Origin of the sequence: Haematomicrobium sanguinis DSM 21259, assembly GCF_000688395.1 — a bacterium.
GTDB lineage: Bacteria > Actinomycetota > Actinomycetes > Actinomycetales > Micrococcaceae > Haematomicrobium > Haematomicrobium sanguinis.
In genome coordinates this window covers 113,248-133,456 of record NZ_JIAG01000002.1, presented here as the reverse complement: position 1 = coordinate 133,456, position 20,209 = coordinate 113,248, and the positions used below count along the sequence as shown (strand labels likewise).

Genomic DNA, 20,209 nt, shown 5'->3' with positions numbered 1-20,209 from the left:
ATGTCGCACCCGCTGCCCAGCACTATCCACTCTGCGCGTCGGATTCCACGCGAGTCGTGGTTGCTCACGCTCATGTTCACCATCCTTCTGGTGAGCGTGCAACCGTGGGTGAGCGCGCAAGAAGGCAGCGAAAACGCCCTGGTGGGAGTGGCCAAGGTAGGTGCGATCGTCGTCGTTCTTATTCTGGCACTCACCCTGCTACGTGCCCGCGCTCCGCTCGGCTACGCACCGGCGGCAATGGCGTACCTTCTCTTCGCCGTCTTTGTCATCCTGACTGCGGTGTTCCTGGACGACTCCGGATCCATCCTTGTTCGAGCGCTTCGCCTGGCGGCAGGTATTGCAGCATTTGTCCTGATGTGGCCGCTCTATCGGAGCGCACCTATTCGGCTTGTTGACGCGCTGTTTTTCGCTCAGTTCCTGTTGGGGCTGAGCGTGGTTGCCGGGCTTGTCCTTGCGCCCGGAAGCGCCTGGCGCGCCACTGGAGGCACCGGCGGCACTGGCGGGACGGGGGAACCGGGCGGCCGGCTGATGGGAGTATTGCTACCGATGTTGCCGCCGCGTGTCGCCGAAATTGGCGCGATCCTGGTCGGGCTGGCGGTGTTCTACTGGGCTTTTCGGCGCTTCTCGGCGTGGTTTCTGGCCGTAGCGTTCATCCTCGGTGTAGCGCTCATGGTGCTCAGTAAGACCAGGACCCCGGTCGCGGCGCTAGCGGTGGCGCTCATCCTGGGGACCCTTGCGGTCGCCAGAACGAAAGGCGCCCGCCGCGTGTTTGCGGTACTCGGCGCGGCCGGGATTGCCGCACTCGCGGCGTTACCGGCGCTACTCACCTGGCTGCAACGCGGCCAGGACCCCGAAATGCTGAGTCAACTAACCGGCCGCACTTACGTGTGGAACTTTATTCTTACCCGGCAATACAGCCCCGAAGAACTCTTGCTCGGTCAGGGGCTCGGGTCTAAGCGAGTGACGCTCTTGCGCGGCGAAGGCGACGTCAACCAGATGGCCATCGATAACACCTGGCTTGACGCGTTCTGGCAGACCGGGATCATTGGGCTCATTCTGATCATCCTGGTGTTTGTGGCTGCCTGGGTGACCTGTTTGCGGGCGCCACGGGGCTTGGTTCGCGCGCTAGCAGTGTTCTTGATGGCGTACATCACCGTATCCAGTGTGAGCGAAAGCGGATTGACCGACTTTTCCTCGCACTCCATTTATGCTCTCGTCGCCGTCAGCGCGGCAGCGGCCACCCGCGTTGGGTTGCCATCATCTATCACCACACCACTCGGCCGTGAGGCGCGGCCACTACAGGGGGTAAGACCATGACAAAAATTCCATTAGCAAAGGTTCTTGCGGTGCCACTGGCGCTCATCGCACTGCTCGGCGCATTTCTTGTGGGCGCGTTGCCGGCGCAAGCGGCCCCGGCGACGCCCGACGCGACACCCGACGCGACGCAAACCGACTCGCCGCCACCGCTCAAACAGCCCACCAAGGAAGAAGCGCAAAAGGACGCCAACAGCCAGGCGGAGGCGTTGGCGCCGGTGCCGGACACCGCGCTCTTAGAAAACCAGCAAATGGAGGCGGGTTCTGCCGGTTCGGATACCGGCCTGTCCGCGACCGATACTCCCTACTGGCAGACCAATAACACCGTGCGCACGATGGTTTACGCCAACGGCATGTTGTTTGTTGGCGGCGAATTCACCAAGATCCGCCCGCCGGGGGCAGCCCTTGGGTATGACGAGATTCCGCGAAACTACTTGGCTGTCTTCAACGCCACGACCGGTCAGCCTCTGGATTTTGACCCGCAACCCAACGGCAAGATCTGGGCCCTGTCGGTATCCGAGGACGGGAAGCGCGTCTACGTTGGCGGGGACTTCACCACGATCGGCGGTCAAAGCCGGGGACGGATCGCTGTCCTTGACACCACCACAATGACCTGGGATTCCGCATTTCGACCCTACGTGGCGTACCGCGTAGACACGATCCAGGAAAAGAACGGCACCGTGTACCTGGGTGGTAGCTTCGGAGCCGTGGCGGGTCAGCCGCGCGCCAAACTCGCCGCGGTCAAGGCGAGCGATGGGAGCTTGCTTCCCTGGAACCCTAGTGCCGATGATGACGTCAACGTGGTCAAAGCCTCACCGGACGGCACAAAAATATATATCGGCGGACGCTTCAACTACGTTAATGGCGAATACCGCATGGGTCTTGCTCAAGTGGACGCGCAACAAGGAAAAATCCTGCCGTTTACGGGGTGGGACTACAAGTGCCGTTCCGTGGTCCGCGATATTGTGACCGACGGCGAGAAAATGTACTTCGCCAACGCCGGTGACGGTTTTGGTTGCTTTGACGGTACGTGGTCGGTCAACGCCCAAACCGATCAAATTTCCTGGGTCAATAAGTGTCTTGGCGCGACCGAGGCACTCATACTCGTGAAGGGCTGGCTGTACAAGGGTTCCCACGCGCATGACTGCAGCATGGAAGGCGGGTTCCCGCAACCCACCTTTAGATACCTGCTCGCTCAAGACCCAGCAACCGGGGCGTTAGGCGGCTGGTTCCCCAACACCGACCGAGGCGGAAGCACCATGGTTGGTCCGCTGGCGATGGCCACCGACGGCGAACGGCTCTGGGTGGGCGGCGATTTCTACAACGTCAACGGAGTAGGACAACAGGGCATCGGCGCGTTCTACAGCACGCCGCCCACAGCCCCAGGTATTGCAGGTACCCCACAGCTCAAGAGCCTCACCAGCAATTCGGCGACGATGAGTTTCAAGGCGGCGGTGGACCTGGATAATGAGACGCTGTCCTACACCGTCTACCGCAAGGACATTTCTACCGCCCAAGAAACGGTGGCGTGGACCGGGCAGGTCCGCTCGCGATTCTGGGACATTCCCACAGTGGAGTTCACGGACACGGGTTTGGAAGCGACGAAGGAATACTCGTACCGCGTTGTTGCCACCGACGGAACCAGCGAATCCAACTCGTACTGGTCCCAAATTGTGCGCATACCCGAGCCAGATAACCCCTATATGAGCGCGGTGAAGGCAGATAAGCCAGCCCATTACTTCACGCTCAACGAAAAGAACGGGAATAACACCATTGACCTGGTCGGCGGCGCCAACGGTACCGTGAGCGCCGGTAATCAAGATGCTTCGGGCATCCTAGCGACCTCCGGGCTGAGGCTAGAAGGCAATGGTGCGGCGTCGATCCCGAAGCAATACAACAACCCCACCACCTTCAGCATCGAAGCGTGGATCAACACCACCTCAACCCAGGGCGGACGCATTCTGGGCTTCGGAAATGCGGCGACGGGCACAAGCAATTCCAGAGACCGGGTGCTGTACATGAATAATGGCGGCCGCGTCACCTTCGGCACCTATGGTGGACAGACCTACACCATCCAGTCGCCGACGCCGCTCAACGACGGAAAGTGGCATCAAGTTGTCGCCACCATGCAACCGGGCGGTTGGTTCTCGCCGACCGTGATTCGCCTTTACGTGGACGGTAAGGAAGTGGCATCCCGCTCGGGCGTGAGCGCCCAAAAATACAGCGGCTACTGGCGCATCGGGGCGGACGGCATGCAAGGCTGGCCCAATCAGCCATCCAGCAGCGGGCTGGCTGGAAACTTTGACGAGGTGGCCATCTACACCTCGACGTTGAGCGCCACCCAAATTAAGAAGCACTTCGATCTGGGTTCGGTGGCGGTCAACTTGCCGCCGAAGGCCGAGTTCGTGTCCACCTGTGACGCGCTCGCATGCGCATTCGATGCGAGCAAGTCCAGCGATCCAGAAGGGAAGCTCACCGGCTACGCCTGGGACTTTGGCGACGGCACCACGGCTAACACCGCCATCACCGATCACAGCTACTCGGCACCGGGCGAATACACGGTGACACTCACCGTCACCGATGACACCGGACAAACACACCAAGCCACCCAACAAGTGGTGGTTGAAGAAGCTCCGGTCGAACCGCCGGACGCGACCTTCACCGTCAACTGCCAGCAACTGCAGTGCGATTTCAGCGCCGTGACCAATGCCGAGCCGGACGGCGTGCAGTACGCCTGGGACTTTGGCGACGGTCAAAGCGGCACCGGCGCCAACACCACGCACACGTACGCCGAGGGAGGCACCTTCTCGGTGACGCTAACCGCCACGGACGCCAACGGGGTAGTGGGCTCGCGTACCGAAACCGCAACCCCGGTGGCGCCCCCGGCACCCGATCGTCCCCTGGTTCAGGACGAATTCGCGCGAACCCTCACCGGCGGATGGGGCACACCTACTTTGGGCGGCGCCTACTCCTACGTGGGTTCTCGAACGAGCGCCTCGGTCGCCGATGGCGCCGGGATTCTCGCGGTTCCAGCAAGTTCCTCCCGACGCATCAATACACCCGTGGTTGATACCCCGAACGTGAATATGACCGTGAACTACCAGTTCCCGGACGCACCCTCGCCAGGAACCGCCTACCTGTCCACGGTGATTCGCGGGGTCGACGGCGTGGGGGAGTACCGCGCCAAAATCACCTACCGCAACCCCACCAACGTGTGGGTCCAGTTGGTGCGCACCAACAGTGCGGGCGCGGAGACCGCGCTCACCCCGGAAACCAAGCTCACCAACGCTGTGGCAGCTGATGGATCCTTCGCGCTGAGAGTACGTGCCACCACCCAAGGAGGTACGACGGCGATAGCCGCCACGATCGCGCAGGCGGACGTGAGCGCGGGGAACTGGGTAATTCAGGCGAGCGATACCACCGCCGGAATGCAGGCGGCGGGCCGCCTGGGAATACTGCTTTATGTGAACTCGACGAGCGCGAAGAATCCCCTCACCTTGCGAGTGGATAATCTCAACGCGCTCGCCGCGGACTAGCGTCCGGCACCCCCATGGCGTTGGAGGGCATCGCGATAGATGTCCTCCAACGCGGCGGTGTTCGCCGCCGGGGTGTATTTTGCCAGGTACTCCGCTCGGGCCGCCTGGCCCATTTTGAGCGACGTTGTCTCGTCGCTGAGGAGGGAAATAGCTTCCTCGAGCCCGGTACCGTCCGACACCCGATAAGTTGCCCCGGTGAGGCCCGGGGTAATGATTTCACCGGGAACCGCATGATCGCCGGCCAATGCCGGGACACCGTAGGAAATTGCTTCTACGACGCTCATCCCGAACGTTTCGAGGGCAGGGGAGGGGTTGACCACAAAACGTGCCTCGCTCAGCACGCGCATGGCTTCCTCCCGGGGCATTTTGCCGCGAAACTCGACGTTCTTGCCATGAGCTTTTCGCTCCAGTTCCTCGCGCAACGGCCCATCGCCGACGACCACCAGCGGTATTGCGGATTCCGGCCAGGCGTCGATCAGCGGCCCTGCGCCCTTTTCCTGGCTCAGGCGACCAAGGTAGAGCGCGTACCGTCCCGGGCCCACGCGAGTCGCCTGCGGTTCGGGAACCGAATGCGGTTTGACGCGAATCTGCTCTTCGGAAATGTCAAGGGTGTCAAAGAACCCTGCCGCAAGTCGTGACATGAAAATAAACGTGTCTACGTTTCGAGACCAGGTACGTAACGCGGTGTGAACACTTGTCGAGATCGTCAAGGGTAGCGTCGCTAACCGGGATCCTCGATAACAAGCATGGACCAGGCCGGGGAGCGGGTTCCCGCCGACGCACTTGACGCAGGTGGAACCCTCGCGCGTGAGGGTCGCGGCTGCACACACTTGACGGTGATTGTGCATGGTCGCCACGACGGGCAGTCCGCGGCGCTTCGCCCGGATAATCGGTGCCGGGCCAATAAGCGGAAAAGTGTTGTGTACGTGAACCACATCGGGGCGGACGCGCTCGACAAGCCGATCAAAAACCCGGCCGGCTGAGCGGGAATACACCACCTTTGCCGGCACTAGCGCTTTGCGTAGCGTGGAGAAGGTAGCAATGTCGTCGCTGTGCAGATCAAATTGCGTCACGGTGTGTCCGGCCGCCTCCAAGAGCAGGCGCTCCTGGTCAACAACCACATCCTCGCCACTGGGCTGTTCGCTGCGGTAGTAATTGTGAACCTGAAGAATGTGCATGTATCCCCCTGGGAAAATCTTACCGGCTACGATCACAGATGAGTGCAATAAAGGACTATTCCATACCGGAAAATCGGGATAACCTGGATGCCGGGGGTATTTATGAGTGAAACCGCAAATCTAGACAAACGGAAAACTATTTCCGAATTGACCCAGGTTCTCAAGGGCAAACAGAAAACGAACAAGGGCGCGTCCGCGTATGCCCGGTTCGTCAACAGGCCGTGGGGTCGCTACCTTGCCGCCTGCGCATTCAAGCTCGGGCTGACCCCGAATCAGGTGACGGCGGCAAGCGCGCTGTGTTCGTTGGTTGCGATCGTGTTGATTGCAGTTTTTCCAGCTTCGTGGCTGCTGGGAATCCTCATCGCCGTGCTGTTGGCCGGTGGCTACGCCCTGGACTCTGCGGATGGCCAGCTTGCGCGATTGCGGGGCGGCGGATCGCTAGCCGGAGAGTGGTTCGATCACGTGGTGGACATAGCCAAAGTTGCCGCGCTCCATCTCGCGGTACTCATTAATTGGTTGCAGTACCGAACCGAGGCGCCCTGGGTCTTTGCCATTCCGCTGACCTACCAGTTTGTTTCCGTTGTCGGCTTCTTTGCGATTGTGCTTACCGATCAAATGCGCCGGTTCCAGCGTGGCTCGTCTCAAATGCGCCTAGCCGGAGAGGGTAGTTCCAGTGTGCTGTATTCGGTGCTCGTTCTACCGCTGGAATTCGGCGTGCTCTCCTGGGTTTTCCTGCTGTGGGGCTGGCCCGCGGCCTTCACCATCGTCTACGCGCTACTAGCCTTGTGCTACGTTCTGTATCTGGCCGCCGCGCTGATCAAGTGGTATCGAGAGGTACGCACTTTCACTTAGTGCCCCCGGTGCCTGCGACTTCCGGCCAAAGTTCAAGAGATACGGCGACACCCTGCCGTGGTCCCATGAACTGCCAATTTCCCCAATAGCGATTGTCGGTGAACACATTTCCCTGGTTGCGCACGAGTGAATTCTGAATGTCTTCCGGAACCAGTGGGGAGTTCACGCCAAAGCGCGATCCGCCAGCCATCACGGCATTGAAGCCGCAACCGCGTGCGGGCGTGCATTGCGGGCCGAGGACACTTTGTTGGGAGATAAACACATTGTCCACCACGCGCACTCGCTGAGTCCGCCATCGGCAATCCCAGGCGATAGCGCTATTCGGTGAAGCGTTTCGGCACGCGTTGAGATTCGCGCGCGGGTTCACCAGAGTGCAGTAGTTCTTGCTGGGGTTTGCTGGCGACGAACAAAAACGCGCCGAGTCCTCCCACAGGGTGACACCGCTCCAATTATTGGCCAGGAAGTTTCGTTCAATCATGAATACCGAAGAGTAAGCGGTGTTCACTCGCGGGTCGCTTCCCGACTCCGAAATGTAGATGGCGGAGGTGGGAAATGCCGGGTCGGTAGGGCCGCGGACGAGCCCATTTCTTACTAGGACGTTGTCGACTATCTGGGCATTGTAGGAGATTTCATACATGATGCCGAAGGAGTCATTGTCGCTGATGTAATTGTTGGCAAAGCGGAATCCGCGATTGTTGGTATCGGCCCACAGTCCGGTTGCGCGGTTGGAATGGACGTAATTACCCTCGACTTTTGCGTTTTCGGTATTCCAGAACTTCGCTCCAGCCGCGCACCCGCATCCCGGCTCTCGTCGAGACCAGTCGTCGCGGTTGTTCCCCGCAATCTCGTTCCCGGTGACGCTGATATTAAAGACTCCCGCATCCCCGTCATAGCTCATCAGCCCAAGTTGGCCGTTGTCGCTCAAACAATTGTCGGCGGTGACGCTGTTGCTTCCGGCGCGCACACCCGCACCCGCGTTCTGCGTGATGGTGTTGCCACGCACTATCCAGCCATCACCGCCGTCTCGATTGACCGCCGCCACGTTCTTGTTTCCGCCCTCCACCCCAAAATTTCGAATCGTCAGGTGTTGCACCCGCGCGCCCGACGAGCCGCCCACGAACGCGAAGGAAACACGGTTCTTGCCATCAAGAATGGCCCCTGGGGCACCCAGATAGCTGCTATTAGTACCGGCCTCGGCGAAGAATGCGCGGCCAGAGACGGTGTGCGTCCCGGGTGCAAACCAATAAACAGTGTTGCTACGGGACAAATCAACCTTGCTGTTGTCTCCTGCCGGTACTCGCACTGCACGTGCCGGGGGAGAGGATGCGCCGACAACCAGGGACGTTCCGCACACCGGTCGCGGGCCAAAAGGCGGTTCGGGGACCCCGCCGGCGGACGGGGCGAGCAGAGCTCCTGCTTCCCCTTCTGAATCGCCTCGACTGGTTACCGGAATAGCGCTGAAGTCCAGCAAGGGCGCCGAACCCGATGTAACAAGCGGCACCAGTGCTACGAGCAGGGCTCCAGCCATAACTCGCACCATCCGGGACCGCTGCGACATGAGGATACCTATTTAGATCGCAAAGTTTCGGTGTGCGTTCGATACCACTGGACCGTTTCCTGCACGCCCTCGCGGATATCGACGCGCGGGGTAAAACCCAGAGACTGCAACAGCGTGGTGTCCAAGCGTTTCAGCGGGGTGCCGTCGGGTTTGCTGGTGTCCCACGCGGTTTCGCCCTCAAATCCGGTAGCCGTGGCAACGGCATCGGCCAATTCTTTGATGCTCAGGTCCTGACCGGTACCCACATTGACGTGAGAAACGCCGTCGTAATTTTCTAAGAGATGCACGCAAGCCGCTGCCATGTCCTCGACGTGCATGAGCTCGCGGCGCGGCGTCCCCGATCCCCAGTTCGTGACCGAGTCGGCACCGGAGGCGACCGCATCATCGTAACGGCGGATCATGCCCGGCAACACATGTGAGCCATCCGGCGAAAAATTGTCGCCGGGCCCATACAGGTTGGTCGGCATCGCAGAAATCCATGGCAGACCGTACTGTTTACGCACCGATTGCACCTGAATAATTCCGGCAATCTTGGCTATGGCGTAGGCGTCATTGGTGGACTCGAGCTTGCCCGTCAAAAGGTAGTCCTCGCGGATCGGCTGCGGCGACTCGCGGGGATAAATGCAGGACGATCCGAGGAAAAGCAGCCGCGGCACCTCGTGTTCGAGCGCCGCATCCATCACGTTCGTTTGAATCTGTAAGTTTTCGGAGATGAAGTCGACCGGGTAGGTATCATTCGCCAGGATCCCTCCAACGCGCGCGGCCGCAAGCACCACGACCTCGGGTCGGTGCTGAGCAACAAAATCGAACACCGTCTGCCGATCGCGCAAGTCCAACTCAGCCGAGGACGCACCGACCAGGCGCGAAGCTCCGCGCGCTTCCAGATCCCGCCAAATCGCCGAACCCACCATGCCCTTATGGCCGGCAATGTAGATGGGGGAGTCAAGATCCAGGTCGATGTCCTTCACGCCGGTCGCACTCTCCGCAGAACTCATGCCACAACCCGGGCGGCCACACGTGGCCAATCGACGAGTTGCGGCTGATCAATCCACGGGGTACCCGCGCATTCCAACGCGTCGATATCCGCGCTGACCATGATTTCCGCGAGCTGCTTTGAGTCGACTTCCGCTTTCCAGCCCAGCTTTTCCCGGGCTTTGCCAGCGTCTCCAATGAGAGCATCCACCTCGGTTGGGCGCAAGTAGCGCTCATCGAACTCCACATGGTCGCGCCAATTCAGTCCCACATGCGAGAACGAATAATCCACAAAGTCCTCGACCGAGCAGCCGGTTCCGGTAGCCAAGACATAATCGTCGGGTTCCTCGGCCTGCAACATGCGCCACATGCCTTCCACGTATTCGGGCGCGTATCCCCAGTCACGCACAGCGTCCAGGTTGCCTAAGAAGAGTTTGTCTTGTTTGCCCGCGGCAATGGCAGCAACCGCCCGAGTGATTTTGCGCGTCACAAAGGTCGGTCCCCGGCGCGGCGACTCGTGATTGAACAGGATGCCGTTGACCGCGTACATGCCGTACGCTTCGCGATAGTTGCGGGTTACCCAGTAGGAGTACACCTTGGCGGCACCATACGGTGAGCGCGGATAGAACGGGGTGTCTTCATTTTGCGGCGGCGGCGTGGCACCGAACATTTCCGAGGAGGACGCTTGGTAAAAACGGCAGTCCAGCCCGGTCAAGCGAACCGCCTCCAACATGCGCATCGAACCGATGCCGGTGGTATCTCCGGTGTGCTCGGGTTCGTCAAAGGACACGCGCACATGCGACTGCGCGGCGAGGTTGTAGACCTCGTCCGGGGCGATCTTGGACAGTAGCGTTACGAGCCGCGCCCCGTCGCTCAAATCTCCGTAATGCAAAAACAACCGCGCGTCTTCATCATGCGGATCCTGATAAAGATGTTCTATCCGCTCCGTATTAAACGTTGAAGCCCTGCGAATCAGGCCGTGAACTTCGTATCCCTTGCCCAGCAGCAACTCCGCTAAATAAGAGCCGTCCTGCCCGGTGATTCCAGTGATTAAGGCACGCTTGCCCACGTTATCCCCCCAGATAAAAGTCGCGACGGGCCATCCCACCGCGTTTTGCTATGGCCACTTACTCTACCCGGTTCTCCGCAGGTGGTTAAGTTCACACTTGAAAATATACCCCTATGGGGTATATTGGGAAGCAGATCCTGGGAGGCAAGAGAGCGATGCAACAGCATTCACATCCAAAGCACGACGGCGATACCACCGTTTCCGAATCACCGCACCGGGGTGCCAATCACCAGGGCAGGAACCACAGCGACATGTCCGGCGAAGGACACGAGGGCCATTCGGGGCACGGCGATCACGTGGCGCAGTTCCGGCGTCTGTTCTGGATCATGCTCGTCATAGCGATTCCCGTCGTAGCGCTCTCGCCGATGTTCGCCATGATTATTGGTTACCAGGTTCCCGAGGGTATGCGCTTCGTCGCACCGATTCTCGGCACCGTCATGTACATCTGGGGTGGGAAACCATTCCTCACTGGCGCGGTCAGCGAACTCAAGGCGCGCAAGCCAGGGATGATGCTGCTCATCGGGCTTGCCATCACGGTCGCATTCCTAGCGTCCTGGGGCGCAACGCTGGGGATTCTCGATCACCAGCTCGAATTCTGGTGGGAACTCGCGCTGCTCATCGTCATCATGCTCTTGGGCCACTGGATCGAAATGCGCTCGCTCGCCCAAACCACCTCTGCCCTCGACTCGCTCGCTGCGCTGTTGCCCGACGAAGCAGAGCGGATCGTTCCCTCCGACATGGCACAAGGTCGCTCGGATGAGACCACCGAAAAGGTGACGCCCGCCGATTTGGCGGTAGGCGACGTCGTACTTGTGCGTCCCGGGGGCCGGACCCCCGCGGACGGAACGATCGTTCAGGGAAGCGCGAACATGGATGAATCCATGATCACCGGCGAATCCAAACCCGTCGAGCGGTCGGTAGGGGATCCCGTGGTCGCGGGAACGGTTGCCACCGATTCCGGGCTTCGCGTCAAGGTCACCTCGGTCGGCGAGGACACCGCGCTCGCCGGTATTGCTCGACTGGTGCGCGAGGCGCAAAATTCCAGTTCGCGGGCGCAACGGCTCGCTGATCGGGCGGCAGGCTGGCTCTTCTGGTTTGCCCTTGGCGCGGCCGTGGTGGCCGCGATCGTGTGGTCGGTGCTGGGTATGCCAGATGAAGCGGTTGTCCGTGCCATCACTGTGCTCGTGATTGCCTGCCCGCACGCTCTCGGGCTCGCAATCCCGCTCGTCGTCTCGATTGCGACCGAGCGGGCGGCAAAGGCCGGGATCCTCGTCAAGGACCGGCTGGCCCTGGAAAACACGCGCACCGTGACGACCGTGCTCTTTGACAAGACCGGCACCCTGACCGAGGGTGCTCCCGCCGTGAAAGCGGTGGAACCCGCCTCGGGGTATACGGCAGATCAGGTGTTGCAGCTTGCCGCGGCCGCAGAGTCGGATTCGGAACACCCCTTGGCGAAGGCCATCGTGGATGCGGGGTCCGCTCGTTCTCTTGACGTGCCGCCGGCCGCAAACTTTTCCTCCTCTCCTGCCGTCGGCGTGCGTGCCGAAGTCGCGGGCAAAACGGTGCAGGTCGGCGGTCCGGCGATGCTTCAGGCTGTTGGCGGTACCGAGCTCCCGGTCGCCGAAGAGTGGCGGGAGGAGGGCGCCATCATTTTGCACGTGGTTGCCGATGGCCAGGTGATCGGCGCGCTCAAACTTGCCGATGAAATCCGGCCCGAATCGCGCCAAGCCGTCGCGGAATTGCGGGCCCGCGGTGTCGAGGTTGTTATGATTACCGGCGACGCCGAAGCCGTGGCCGCATCGGTGGCACAGGAGTTAGGAATCACCCGCTTCTTTGCCGGTGTCCGCCCCGAAGACAAGGCCGCGAAAGTCAAGCAACTTCAAGATGAGGGCGCGATCGTCGCAATGGTCGGCGACGGCGTGAATGACGCTCCGGCGCTCGCTCAAGCCAATGTCGGCCTTGCCATCGGTGCCGGAACCGATGTCGCGATCGCCTCGGCCGGGGTCATCCTGGCCAGCGACGACCCGAGATCTGTGGTCGCTGCGATCGTGCTCTCGCAAGCGGCGTACCGCAAGATGAAACAGAATCTGTGGTGGGCAGCCGGGTACAACCTCATTTCGGTCCCGCTGGCCGCAGGAGTGTTGGCGCCGATCGGATTTGTCATGCCGATGTCTGTCGGCGCGATCTTGATGTCGCTCTCGACCGTGGTGGTCGCGCTCAACGCCCAGCTCTTGCGGCGTCTGAACCTCAGCCCGGAGTCCGTCGCGGCAGCGACCCCGGAACGCGGTGAGGTATCAGCCGCGAAGCCGGAACGCGGCTCGGAAGCGGAATGATCCCTTCGCGCACCTCGTCCGTCCGACGCCGTCTGGTAGTGCTACTGCTACTGGTGGGTGCCGTGGTCATCGGTTTGGTGACCATGCACTCTCCGGGACTGTCCGGCACGTGTGGCGGGCACGCGCCGTCGAACATCATCGCGGGGGAAACCAGCCCAAAACAGCACGGCGAAGCCGGCCCCGCGCTCAGCCACGAATCCGTCCATGCCGCCAACCCGGCCCACGAGAGCGCCGCCATGATGAGCGGGGCGGAGGCGCCCATGGCGATGTGTGCCGTCGCGTTGCTGATGGTTGCGCTCGGGCTCGCGGTGGTGCCGGCGCAGTGGCGCATGCCGCGGCGGGTGCCGCTCAGGCTCAGCGAATTTTTCCTCGGGGTGCCGAGCGATCAGCGGTGGCGCCATCTCCGGCTGTGTGTGATGCGGACGTGATGGGTTGCGGCCCATTCATTCACCACACACATTTCAAGGAGAAAAAATGAGAAATACCGTTGTACTCAAGCGCGCCCTGATTCCGGTGGCGGCGCTCGCCGTGACACTTGCCGTGTCGGCGTGCTCGCCCGGTCCGGCTGCGCCCCCGAGTGGGGAACCCAGTGTTGGCGCGAGCGCGTCGGCACGTGCGTCGGCAAGCGCGAACAGCGCCGACATCATGTTTGCGACCATGATGATCCCGCACCACCGCCAGGCGATCGAGATGAGTGACATGCTGCTCGGGAAAGACGGTGTCGACCCGAAAGTGTCGGATCTTGCCCAGAAGATTAAGGACGCGCAGGGTCCGGAGATCGAGCTGATGAATTCCTGGCTTGCCGCGTGGGGTGCGCCTACGGTTGCGCCCGGCGAGGGCGGGATGTCCGGCATGAACCACGGCAGCATGGGCTCGGGGATGATGTCACAGGAGGACATGGCCGCGCTGGAGAAGGCGAGCGGGCCGGACGCGTCCCGGCTGTTCCTTGAGCAGATGATCCAACATCACGAGGGTGCCATCGCGATGGCGAAGACCGAGCTGGATCAGGGGCAGAATCCCGATGCGCTCGCCCTTGCGCAACAGATCGTCGACGCGCAAACCGCGGAGATCGCCGAGATGAAGGCGATGCTCGCGGGGAGCTGACGGCTGGATGGCGGTCGCCCCGCTAGGCATGGTGGGGCGACCGTTACGTCCGGCCCGTTAGCGCGCATCAGATGCACCTGCGATAATTTCCAAGCTTTCCTTGGCAAGGAGTTGAACCTGTCCATCGTGGTTAATCCACGGTCTCCGACTTTGTTGGAGCGCACGGATACCGGCGCGAATGCGCTTTCGACTTCGTGGGCTGAGATCCTCGAAGATGCTTTCCGGGTCTCTGAGGCAGGCGAGAAGTAATACACAATCCTCGAGATGTCTCTCGGCATCCCGGTGGTCATCGAGGTAGGCCGCCGATTTGAGGATGAATGCACCTCGGACAGTCGGGAGCGAGATCGTGACGTCTTGCGAGAGAAACTTGACGTTGATGGTGTCTTTGAGAGCTCGAGTTCCCGCCGGAACGGCGAATAAGGGCCGTTGACCGAATAGCGGGCGATGCTGTTCGGCATACCGGTCCGAACACATCACATCAACACGGTCGTCCACGCGCTTGAACTGGTAAGCAAACTTGGTGTCCGGATTGAGCGAAAAACCGGCTTTCCGCATCGTGTATTCGACCTGATTGAAGGTCGTGACCTTGGTTTCCAGGTGAAGGAGGCTGTCTACATCGATCGTTGCTCGGGATGGGGGCAGGCCGGCGATTCGAGAATGGACTTGAACCATCAGTCCACCAACCAGCGTCCACGATGAATCGGGAAGCAGATTCGCGATTTCGAACGCGAGCGGCCACGGTGGCAATTTCCATTCCGTCCCCGATGCGTCGAGCCTAACGGTTGGGCGCTCGATCACACCCGGGACTGCCTTTCCGTGAGCCACCGCTTTGCAGCGGCGTGTTCGCGGGAGTCGCCCGCGGCAAAGAGCGCCATCGCTTCAAGGACGGTGCGGTGTTGGTCGGCTCCTTGTACTACGGCTACGTTTCCCTCATCGTCACGGGCAAGCCCGGCACGTCGCGCCGCTTGAATGGGGTCTTGCGAGATAAGGACCCCCAATCCTCCGCCTGCAGCGAGCCCGAGGGCAGCGGTGTTTGAGGGCGAAAATTCGATTATTGAACCTGGTTTGCTACGCAGGTGAAAACGTCCCCGGAGAACACGACCCACGAGTTCCCCGGTACTCACCGTGCGGACATTTCGCTTCAAGCGGCTGAGCGAAGAACCCGAAAGTACCCCTGTTGCCGCCATGGACAACAGATCAAGCGCGGCATCTGCAGTGGGGTCAGACCAATGTCTGCCCCGGTACGCGAGCCTTGCCAGTATTTGAGATTGGCGAGAAGAAATAACCAGCGTGTTTCCATGCTTCCGCGACGGCATGGAGCCTGCCTGGGCGCGACGCCGCACCTGGCGGTCGGACACGCCTAATTCGGCGGCCAGCTGCTTGCTCGTCAATTCCATACATATATAGTCCAATTGCGGACTATATATGTCAACACTCTCCGCTAACCCAGCGCCGACCGCACGGTCTCGGCCGCAGCTCGCAGCCGGGCGGCAACGGCGGCGGTCTCCTCCGGCCCGGCAAGGTGCACCACGGCAAGGGCGGCCCGCTGCGATGGGCCCGGCAACTCCAAGGGCACCGCGACCGACTGCAAGGACGGGATCACCTCGTCATGGCTGGTCGCAAAACCCTGCACCGCGGCCGCCTCAACATCCGCGCGCAACGCGGCAGACGCCCTCACCGGCCACAACGAAGGATCCAGCAGCGACAGAATCGCCTTGCTTGGCGCGCCCACCGCCATCGAATGCCGCGCTCCGGGGCGCTGCACCACCGACGCCACAGTATGCCGCGGCTCCACACTCGTGAGCGTCACGCATTCATCCCGGTCCATCACCGCCACAAAACACGTCATCCCGAGCTCGTTGGCGACCGCCGTCAGCTCCGGCAGCGCGGCCGAGCGCACATCCTGAGATACCCCGGCCGCAAGCGAGGCAAGCCGCGCGCCCAACACCAGATGCCCGGCCGAATCCCGGGACACCAGCCGATGATCCTCCAGGGTGCGCACCAAGCGATACGCGATCGAGCGGTGCACGCCCAACCGGCCAGCCACCGCGTCGATGGAGAGCGGCGTGCCCGCGTCGGCCAGTGCCTCTAACACTTGAATTCCTCGACTCAGGGTCTGCGACCCCGCCGTCCCCGCACTCATCGCCTTGCCCCCTGTGCTCCGCATCACTTAAGCTTATTTACATAGTAGAACACAGTGTTCAATTATCGAACAAGGGTGCTCGCGAGGGCGCTCCTCTCCCGAAGGAAGTGCAAGGGTGCAATTCCACCACCACGGCTACGTCTCCACCGACCCGCGCGTCGAACCCGCCGCAGGCACTGGAATCGACCGCCCCGAGGACATCCCCGACAACGTCGACGTGCTCATCGTGGGCTCCGGCCCGGCCGGCATGCTCCTGGCCGCGCAACTCTCGCAGTACCCCACCGTCACCACCCGCCTGATCGAAAAGCGCCCGGGCCGCCTCGCGATCGGCCAAGCCGACGGCATCCAGGCGCGCAGCGTGGAAACCTTCCAGGCCTTCGGTTTTGCCGGACGCATCACCGCCGAGGCGTACCAAATCTGCGAAATGAACTTCTGGGCCCCCGACCCGGAAAACCCCGATCACATCCACCGCACCTCGCGCGCCGTCGACGACCCGCAACACGTCAGCGAATTCCCGCACCTGATCGTGAATCAGGCCCGCGTCCTCGACTACTTCGCCGAATCCGCGGTCAACGGGCCCGCGCGCATCACCCCGGACTACGGGGTGGAATTCTTGGGTCTCGAGGTCGGCGAGGGTGAATACCCGGTCTCGGTTCGCCTGAAGTACGACGACGCCCCTCACCAAGGCGCCGAGCGCACCATTCGCGCCAAATACGTGGTGGGATGCGATGGCGCACGTTCCCGAGTACGGGAATCCATTGGGCGCAAACACCTTGGCGGCCAGTCCAAACACGCCTGGGGAGTGATGGACGTCCTGGCGGTCACCGACTTCCCGGACATCCGCATCAAGTGCGCCATCCAATCGCGGGCCGGAAGCATCCTGCACATTCCCCGCGAAGGCGGACACCTCTTCCGGATGTACATTGACCTCGGCGAAGTTCCCGAAGGCGACAATGGGCACGTCCGCACCACACCCTTGGAAACCATCATCGCCAAGGCCAACGACATCCTGACCCCGTACACCCTGGACGTGAAAGACGTGGCCTGGTGGTCGGTGTATGAGGTGGGGCACCGCGTCACCGACAAGTTCGATGACGTCGAGCCCGGTGCCGAACGCGATCCGCACGTCTTCATTTGCGGCGACGCCTGCCATACGCACAGTGCCAAAGCGGGTCAAGGCATGAACGTGTCCATGCAGGACGGGTTCAACCTGGGGTGGAAGCTCGGCTCGGTGTTGACCGGTAGGGCACCGGAATCTCTCTTGGCAACCTACTCGGCCGAGCGCCAAGTGATCGCACAGAACTTGATCGACTTCGACCGGGAGTGGTCCTCCATGATGGCCAAGAAGCCGGAAGAGTTTTCCAGTCCCGATGAGCTCGCCGAGTTCTACACCTCGACCGCCGAATTCCCCGCGGGCTTCATGACCCAGTACGAGCCCTCCATGATCACCGGGGATACCACTCATCAAGAACTCGCCACCGGGCTCACGGTGGGTAAACGCTTCAAGTCCGCGCAGGTGATGCGCATTGGCGACGCTGTCCCTGCGCACCTCGGCCACCATGCCCGGGCCGACGGGCGTTGGCGCATCTACGCCTTTGCCGACGTCGAACACTCCGCGCTCAACGAGTGGGCGCGCTGGCTAGATTCCGCACCCGAGTCACCGCTCGGCCGCTTCACCCCGGCAGATGGGGATCCGGACAGCGTGTTTGATATCAAGGTCATCTACCCGCAAACCCATGACGAGATCGAGATACCCGAGATCCCCGCTGTGTTCCTGCCGCGCGTCGGCCCCTTTGGTCTAGTGGACTACGAAAAGATCTACGCACGCCACGATGACGTCGACATTTTTGCCGAACGCGGGATCGGCAGCGCGGGAGCGGTGATCGTGGTGCGTCCGGATCAATACGTCGCGGCGGTCCTGCCGCTAGAGGATACTGCGGCGCTCGCCGACTTCTTCGAGCAGAACATGGTTCAGGTCTAGCCCTCGCTGACCTCGTTCAACAATCCGGCCAGCTTGTCGATGTCCTCGATCGGCCAGTCGGCAAGGATGCGGTGTAGTCGATCGAGGTGAGGGCGCCGCGCCTGCTCGAGACGTTCGGCGCCAAGCTCACTGATCTGGATCAGGCGCACACGCGCATCGTCGGGATCGCCCTGCCGCTCCACGAGACCCAGGCGTTCCAGTTCGCTGACCTGACGGCTGACCATGCCCTTGTCCGAGTGCAGGAGCGGGACCAGAGTCGATAACTGGGTTGGTCCCACACGGTTAATCACCATGAGAGCTTTGAGCGCTCCGGGAACCAGGCCCGGCGATACCGTTTCGGCGGCCGCGGCAAAGAAGCGCCGATACGCCGCCCCGAGCGACGCGAACGCGATCTCCAGTCCGCGTACCGCCGTTTCGCGTTTCGCGGATCCGGGGGTGCCAGAACGCGCTGTCACCGCTGTCCGCTTTTCTCGGAGTCTGGCGTGACCGGAATGCTGCCGGTCAATGTGTCCATGCCCTGCTCCACCGACACGGTGGCCAGGTCGGCCTCACTGGCCTGCGCCCGTTCGGCCGAGGTCATCCGTGAGAGCGGAATGTTGGGCAGGAAGACAATGGCCAGAAGGCTGATCACCGCAAAGGGAACGGCGATCAGGAAGGAATGCGAAATTCCGGTGGCGTACACATCTTCCAGGATGACACGCACCGATTCGGGCAGCGAGGACACCTCGGGCAGCGTCCCCGAAGATAACTGTTGCCCCACCGCGGCACCGTCCTTGCCAAGCCCCATAATGGCGGCCGTGAGCTCGCTCTTGCGCTCGGTCATCAGGTTCGTGACACTTGCCGCCAGTGCGGCACCCATGACCGAGACGCCGATCGTTCCGCCCAGGCTCCGAAAGAACGTCACCCCGGAGCTGGCCACCCCGATCTCACGCTGATTCGCGGTGTTTTGCACCACCAGCACCAGGTTTTGCATCGTCATGCCTACACCCGCGCCCAACATGAACATGTACACCGACACCAACACGAAATTGGTGTCGTAGTGGATGGTGGACAGCGTGTACGTCCCGGCAATCAACAACAGTGCGCCCACGATCAGGTAGGGCTTCCACACCCCGAATCGCGTCACCAACTGGCCGATCACCATGGAGGCAAGGAGCAGTCCGCCGATCATCGGAATGGTCATCAGCCCGGCCTGCGTCGGGGTCGCACCGCGCGCCAACTGCATGTATTGGCTGAGGAACACCGAGGCGCCGAACATGGCCAAACCGGTCGCAATCGAGGCGATGACCGCCAGGGTGAAGGTGCGGTTGCGGAAGAGGCCGAGGCGAATCAGCGGCTCCGCAGAACGAATCTCCACCACGATGAACAACACGGTCGCCACCACGGCGCCGCCAACCATGAGCGCGGTTTCCACGCTCCACCAGTCAAAGTCCTTACCGGCCAAGGTGACCCAGATGAGCAAGAGCGAGACTGCCGCGGAGAGCAACACGATGCCGAGGTAGTCGATCCTGACCTTGCGGGCCTCGCGCGGCTTTAAATGCAGGGTGAATTGCACCAGCACCAGCGCGGCCACGGCAAAGGGCAGCGCCACAAAGAAGTTCCAGCGCCAGCCCCAGGCATCGGTAATGACACCGCCGAGGAGCGGTCCGCCCACCGTCGCCACCGCCATGACGGCACCAAAGAGACCCATATACCGGCCGCGTTCGCGCGGGCTAATAATGTCCGCCATGATGACCTGGCTGAGCGCCGCCAAGCCACCGGCACCCAGGCCCTGCACGGCGCGGAAGGTGATCAGCATCGCCGGATCCTGGGAGAACCCTGCCGCCGCGGTGGCGGCCACGAAGATCACAATCGCCAACTGGAACAGCACCTTGCGGTTGGTCAGGTCCGCGAGCTTGCCCCAAATCGGCGTGGAAATCGCGGTGGTGAGCAGCGTCGCGGTGACAACCCAGGTAAAGGCGGTCTGATCGCCCTCGAGGTCATGCACAATGACCGGCAGCGAGGTGGACACCACCGTCGAGGCGAGCATGGAGACGAACATGCCCAGAAGGAGACCGGAAAGCGCTTCAAGCACCTGCCGTTTGGTCATCGGTGCGTCCGGGTCGCTGGACGCACCGGCGCGTGAGCGCGTAGCGGCGCCGCGAGTTGCGAGATGAGACATGGGGGAGT

The 20,209-nt window shown here is 61.8% G+C and carries 16 protein-coding genes; 8 read left to right on the top strand and 8 right to left on the bottom strand.

Going from position 1 to position 20,209, the window contains the following annotated elements:
- Both O148_RS0102220 and O148_RS16860 read left to right on the top strand, forming a co-directional pair.
- Window positions 1–1,317 (top strand): O-antigen ligase family protein, encoded by a 1,317-nt coding sequence (locus O148_RS0102220; protein ID WP_026529624.1) that lies wholly within the window; start codon window positions 1–3, stop codon window positions 1,315–1,317.
- On the top strand, window positions 1,314–4,850 hold the full coding sequence (locus tag O148_RS16860) for a PKD domain-containing protein (RefSeq protein WP_051619728.1): 3,537 nt from the start codon (window positions 1,314–1,316) through the stop codon (window positions 4,848–4,850). Before O148_RS0102220 ends, O148_RS16860 begins: the two co-directional genes overlap by 4 nt.
- Here O148_RS16860 and O148_RS14270 read toward each other — a convergent pair.
- A complete protein-coding gene (locus O148_RS14270) occupies window positions 4,847–6,028 on the bottom strand; it encodes a glycosyltransferase family 4 protein (RefSeq protein ID WP_035744583.1) in 1,182 nt (393 codons plus the stop codon). The genes O148_RS16860 and O148_RS14270 overlap by 4 nt on opposite strands.
- A gap of 102 nt (window positions 6,029–6,130) precedes the next feature.
- Between O148_RS14270 and O148_RS14265 the strand changes: the two genes are divergently transcribed.
- Window positions 6,131–6,880 carry a CDP-alcohol phosphatidyltransferase family protein gene (locus O148_RS14265; RefSeq protein WP_075204257.1) on the top strand — a complete coding sequence of 250 codons (750 nt, stop codon included), beginning with the start codon at window positions 6,131–6,133 and terminating at the stop codon, window positions 6,878–6,880.
- Here O148_RS14265 and O148_RS14260 read toward each other — a convergent pair.
- From O148_RS14260 to gmd, 3 genes are read right to left on the bottom strand one after another with little or no spacing between them, the layout of a single operon-like run.
- On the bottom strand, window positions 6,873–8,438 hold the full coding sequence (locus tag O148_RS14260; protein WP_084156962.1) for a right-handed parallel beta-helix repeat-containing protein: 1,566 nt from the start codon (window positions 8,436–8,438) through the stop codon (window positions 6,873–6,875). The two genes, O148_RS14265 and O148_RS14260, sit on opposite strands and share 8 nt — an antisense overlap.
- A gap of 8 nt (window positions 8,439–8,446) precedes the next feature.
- Window positions 8,447–9,433 (bottom strand): GDP-L-fucose synthase family protein, encoded by a 987-nt coding sequence (locus O148_RS0102195; RefSeq protein WP_051619726.1) that lies wholly within the window; start codon window positions 9,431–9,433, stop codon window positions 8,447–8,449.
- Window positions 9,430–10,479, bottom strand: coding sequence for a GDP-mannose 4,6-dehydratase (gene gmd, locus O148_RS0102190; protein ID WP_026529622.1), 1,050 nt, complete (start codon window positions 10,477–10,479; stop codon window positions 9,430–9,432). The genes O148_RS0102195 and gmd overlap by 4 nt, the downstream gene beginning before the upstream one ends.
- Before the next feature lie 155 nt (window positions 10,480–10,634).
- On the opposite strand from gmd, the gene O148_RS14255 reads away from it, so the two are divergent.
- Genes O148_RS14255 through O148_RS0102175 form a run of 3 tightly spaced genes read left to right on the top strand, consistent with a single transcriptional unit; the run spans window position 10,635 to window position 13,916 of the window.
- Window positions 10,635–12,812, top strand: coding sequence for a heavy metal translocating P-type ATPase (locus O148_RS14255; protein WP_205618160.1), 2,178 nt, complete (start codon window positions 10,635–10,637; stop codon window positions 12,810–12,812).
- Window positions 12,809–13,240, top strand: a complete 432-nt coding sequence (locus O148_RS0102180) for a hypothetical protein (protein ID WP_026529621.1) — start codon at window positions 12,809–12,811, stop codon at window positions 13,238–13,240. Before O148_RS14255 ends, O148_RS0102180 begins: the two co-directional genes overlap by 4 nt.
- A gap of 46 nt (window positions 13,241–13,286) precedes the next feature.
- On the top strand, window positions 13,287–13,916 hold the full coding sequence (locus tag O148_RS0102175) for a DUF305 domain-containing protein (RefSeq protein WP_026529620.1): 630 nt from the start codon (window positions 13,287–13,289) through the stop codon (window positions 13,914–13,916).
- Between the two features lie 57 nt (window positions 13,917–13,973).
- Here the strand turns inward: O148_RS0102175 and O148_RS14250 are convergent, their stop codons facing one another.
- Window positions 13,974–14,714, bottom strand: coding sequence for a hypothetical protein (locus O148_RS14250; RefSeq protein WP_051619723.1), 741 nt, complete (start codon window positions 14,712–14,714; stop codon window positions 13,974–13,976).
- Window positions 14,715–14,755: 41 nt separating this feature from the next.
- Between O148_RS14250 and O148_RS0102165 the strand changes: the two genes are divergently transcribed.
- Window positions 14,756–14,953: a hypothetical protein gene (locus tag O148_RS0102165; protein ID WP_026529619.1), complete on the top strand. Its 198-nt coding sequence runs from the start codon at window positions 14,756–14,758 to the stop codon at window positions 14,951–14,953.
- Between the two features lie 404 nt (window positions 14,954–15,357).
- On the opposite strand, the gene O148_RS0102160 is transcribed toward O148_RS0102165, so the two are convergent.
- On the bottom strand, window positions 15,358–16,083 hold the full coding sequence (locus O148_RS0102160; protein ID WP_240470764.1) for an IclR family transcriptional regulator: 726 nt from the start codon (window positions 16,081–16,083) through the stop codon (window positions 15,358–15,360).
- Between the two features lie 91 nt (window positions 16,084–16,174).
- On the opposite strand from O148_RS0102160, the gene O148_RS0102155 reads away from it, so the two are divergent.
- The gene (locus tag O148_RS0102155) at window positions 16,175–18,040 is read left to right on the top strand and encodes an FAD-binding monooxygenase (protein WP_026529617.1); all 1,866 of its coding nucleotides are present in this window, start codon (window positions 16,175–16,177) and stop codon (window positions 18,038–18,040) included.
- On the opposite strand, the gene O148_RS0102150 is transcribed toward O148_RS0102155, so the two are convergent.
- Window positions 18,037–18,495: a MarR family winged helix-turn-helix transcriptional regulator gene (locus O148_RS0102150; RefSeq protein WP_026529616.1), complete on the bottom strand. Its 459-nt coding sequence runs from the start codon at window positions 18,493–18,495 to the stop codon at window positions 18,037–18,039. The two genes, O148_RS0102155 and O148_RS0102150, sit on opposite strands and share 4 nt — an antisense overlap.
- The gene (locus tag O148_RS0102145) at window positions 18,492–20,129 is read right to left on the bottom strand and encodes an MDR family MFS transporter (RefSeq protein WP_026529615.1); all 1,638 of its coding nucleotides are present in this window, start codon (window positions 20,127–20,129) and stop codon (window positions 18,492–18,494) included. Before O148_RS0102145 ends, O148_RS0102150 begins: the two co-directional genes overlap by 4 nt.
- Window positions 20,130–20,209: the final 80 nt, after the last annotated feature.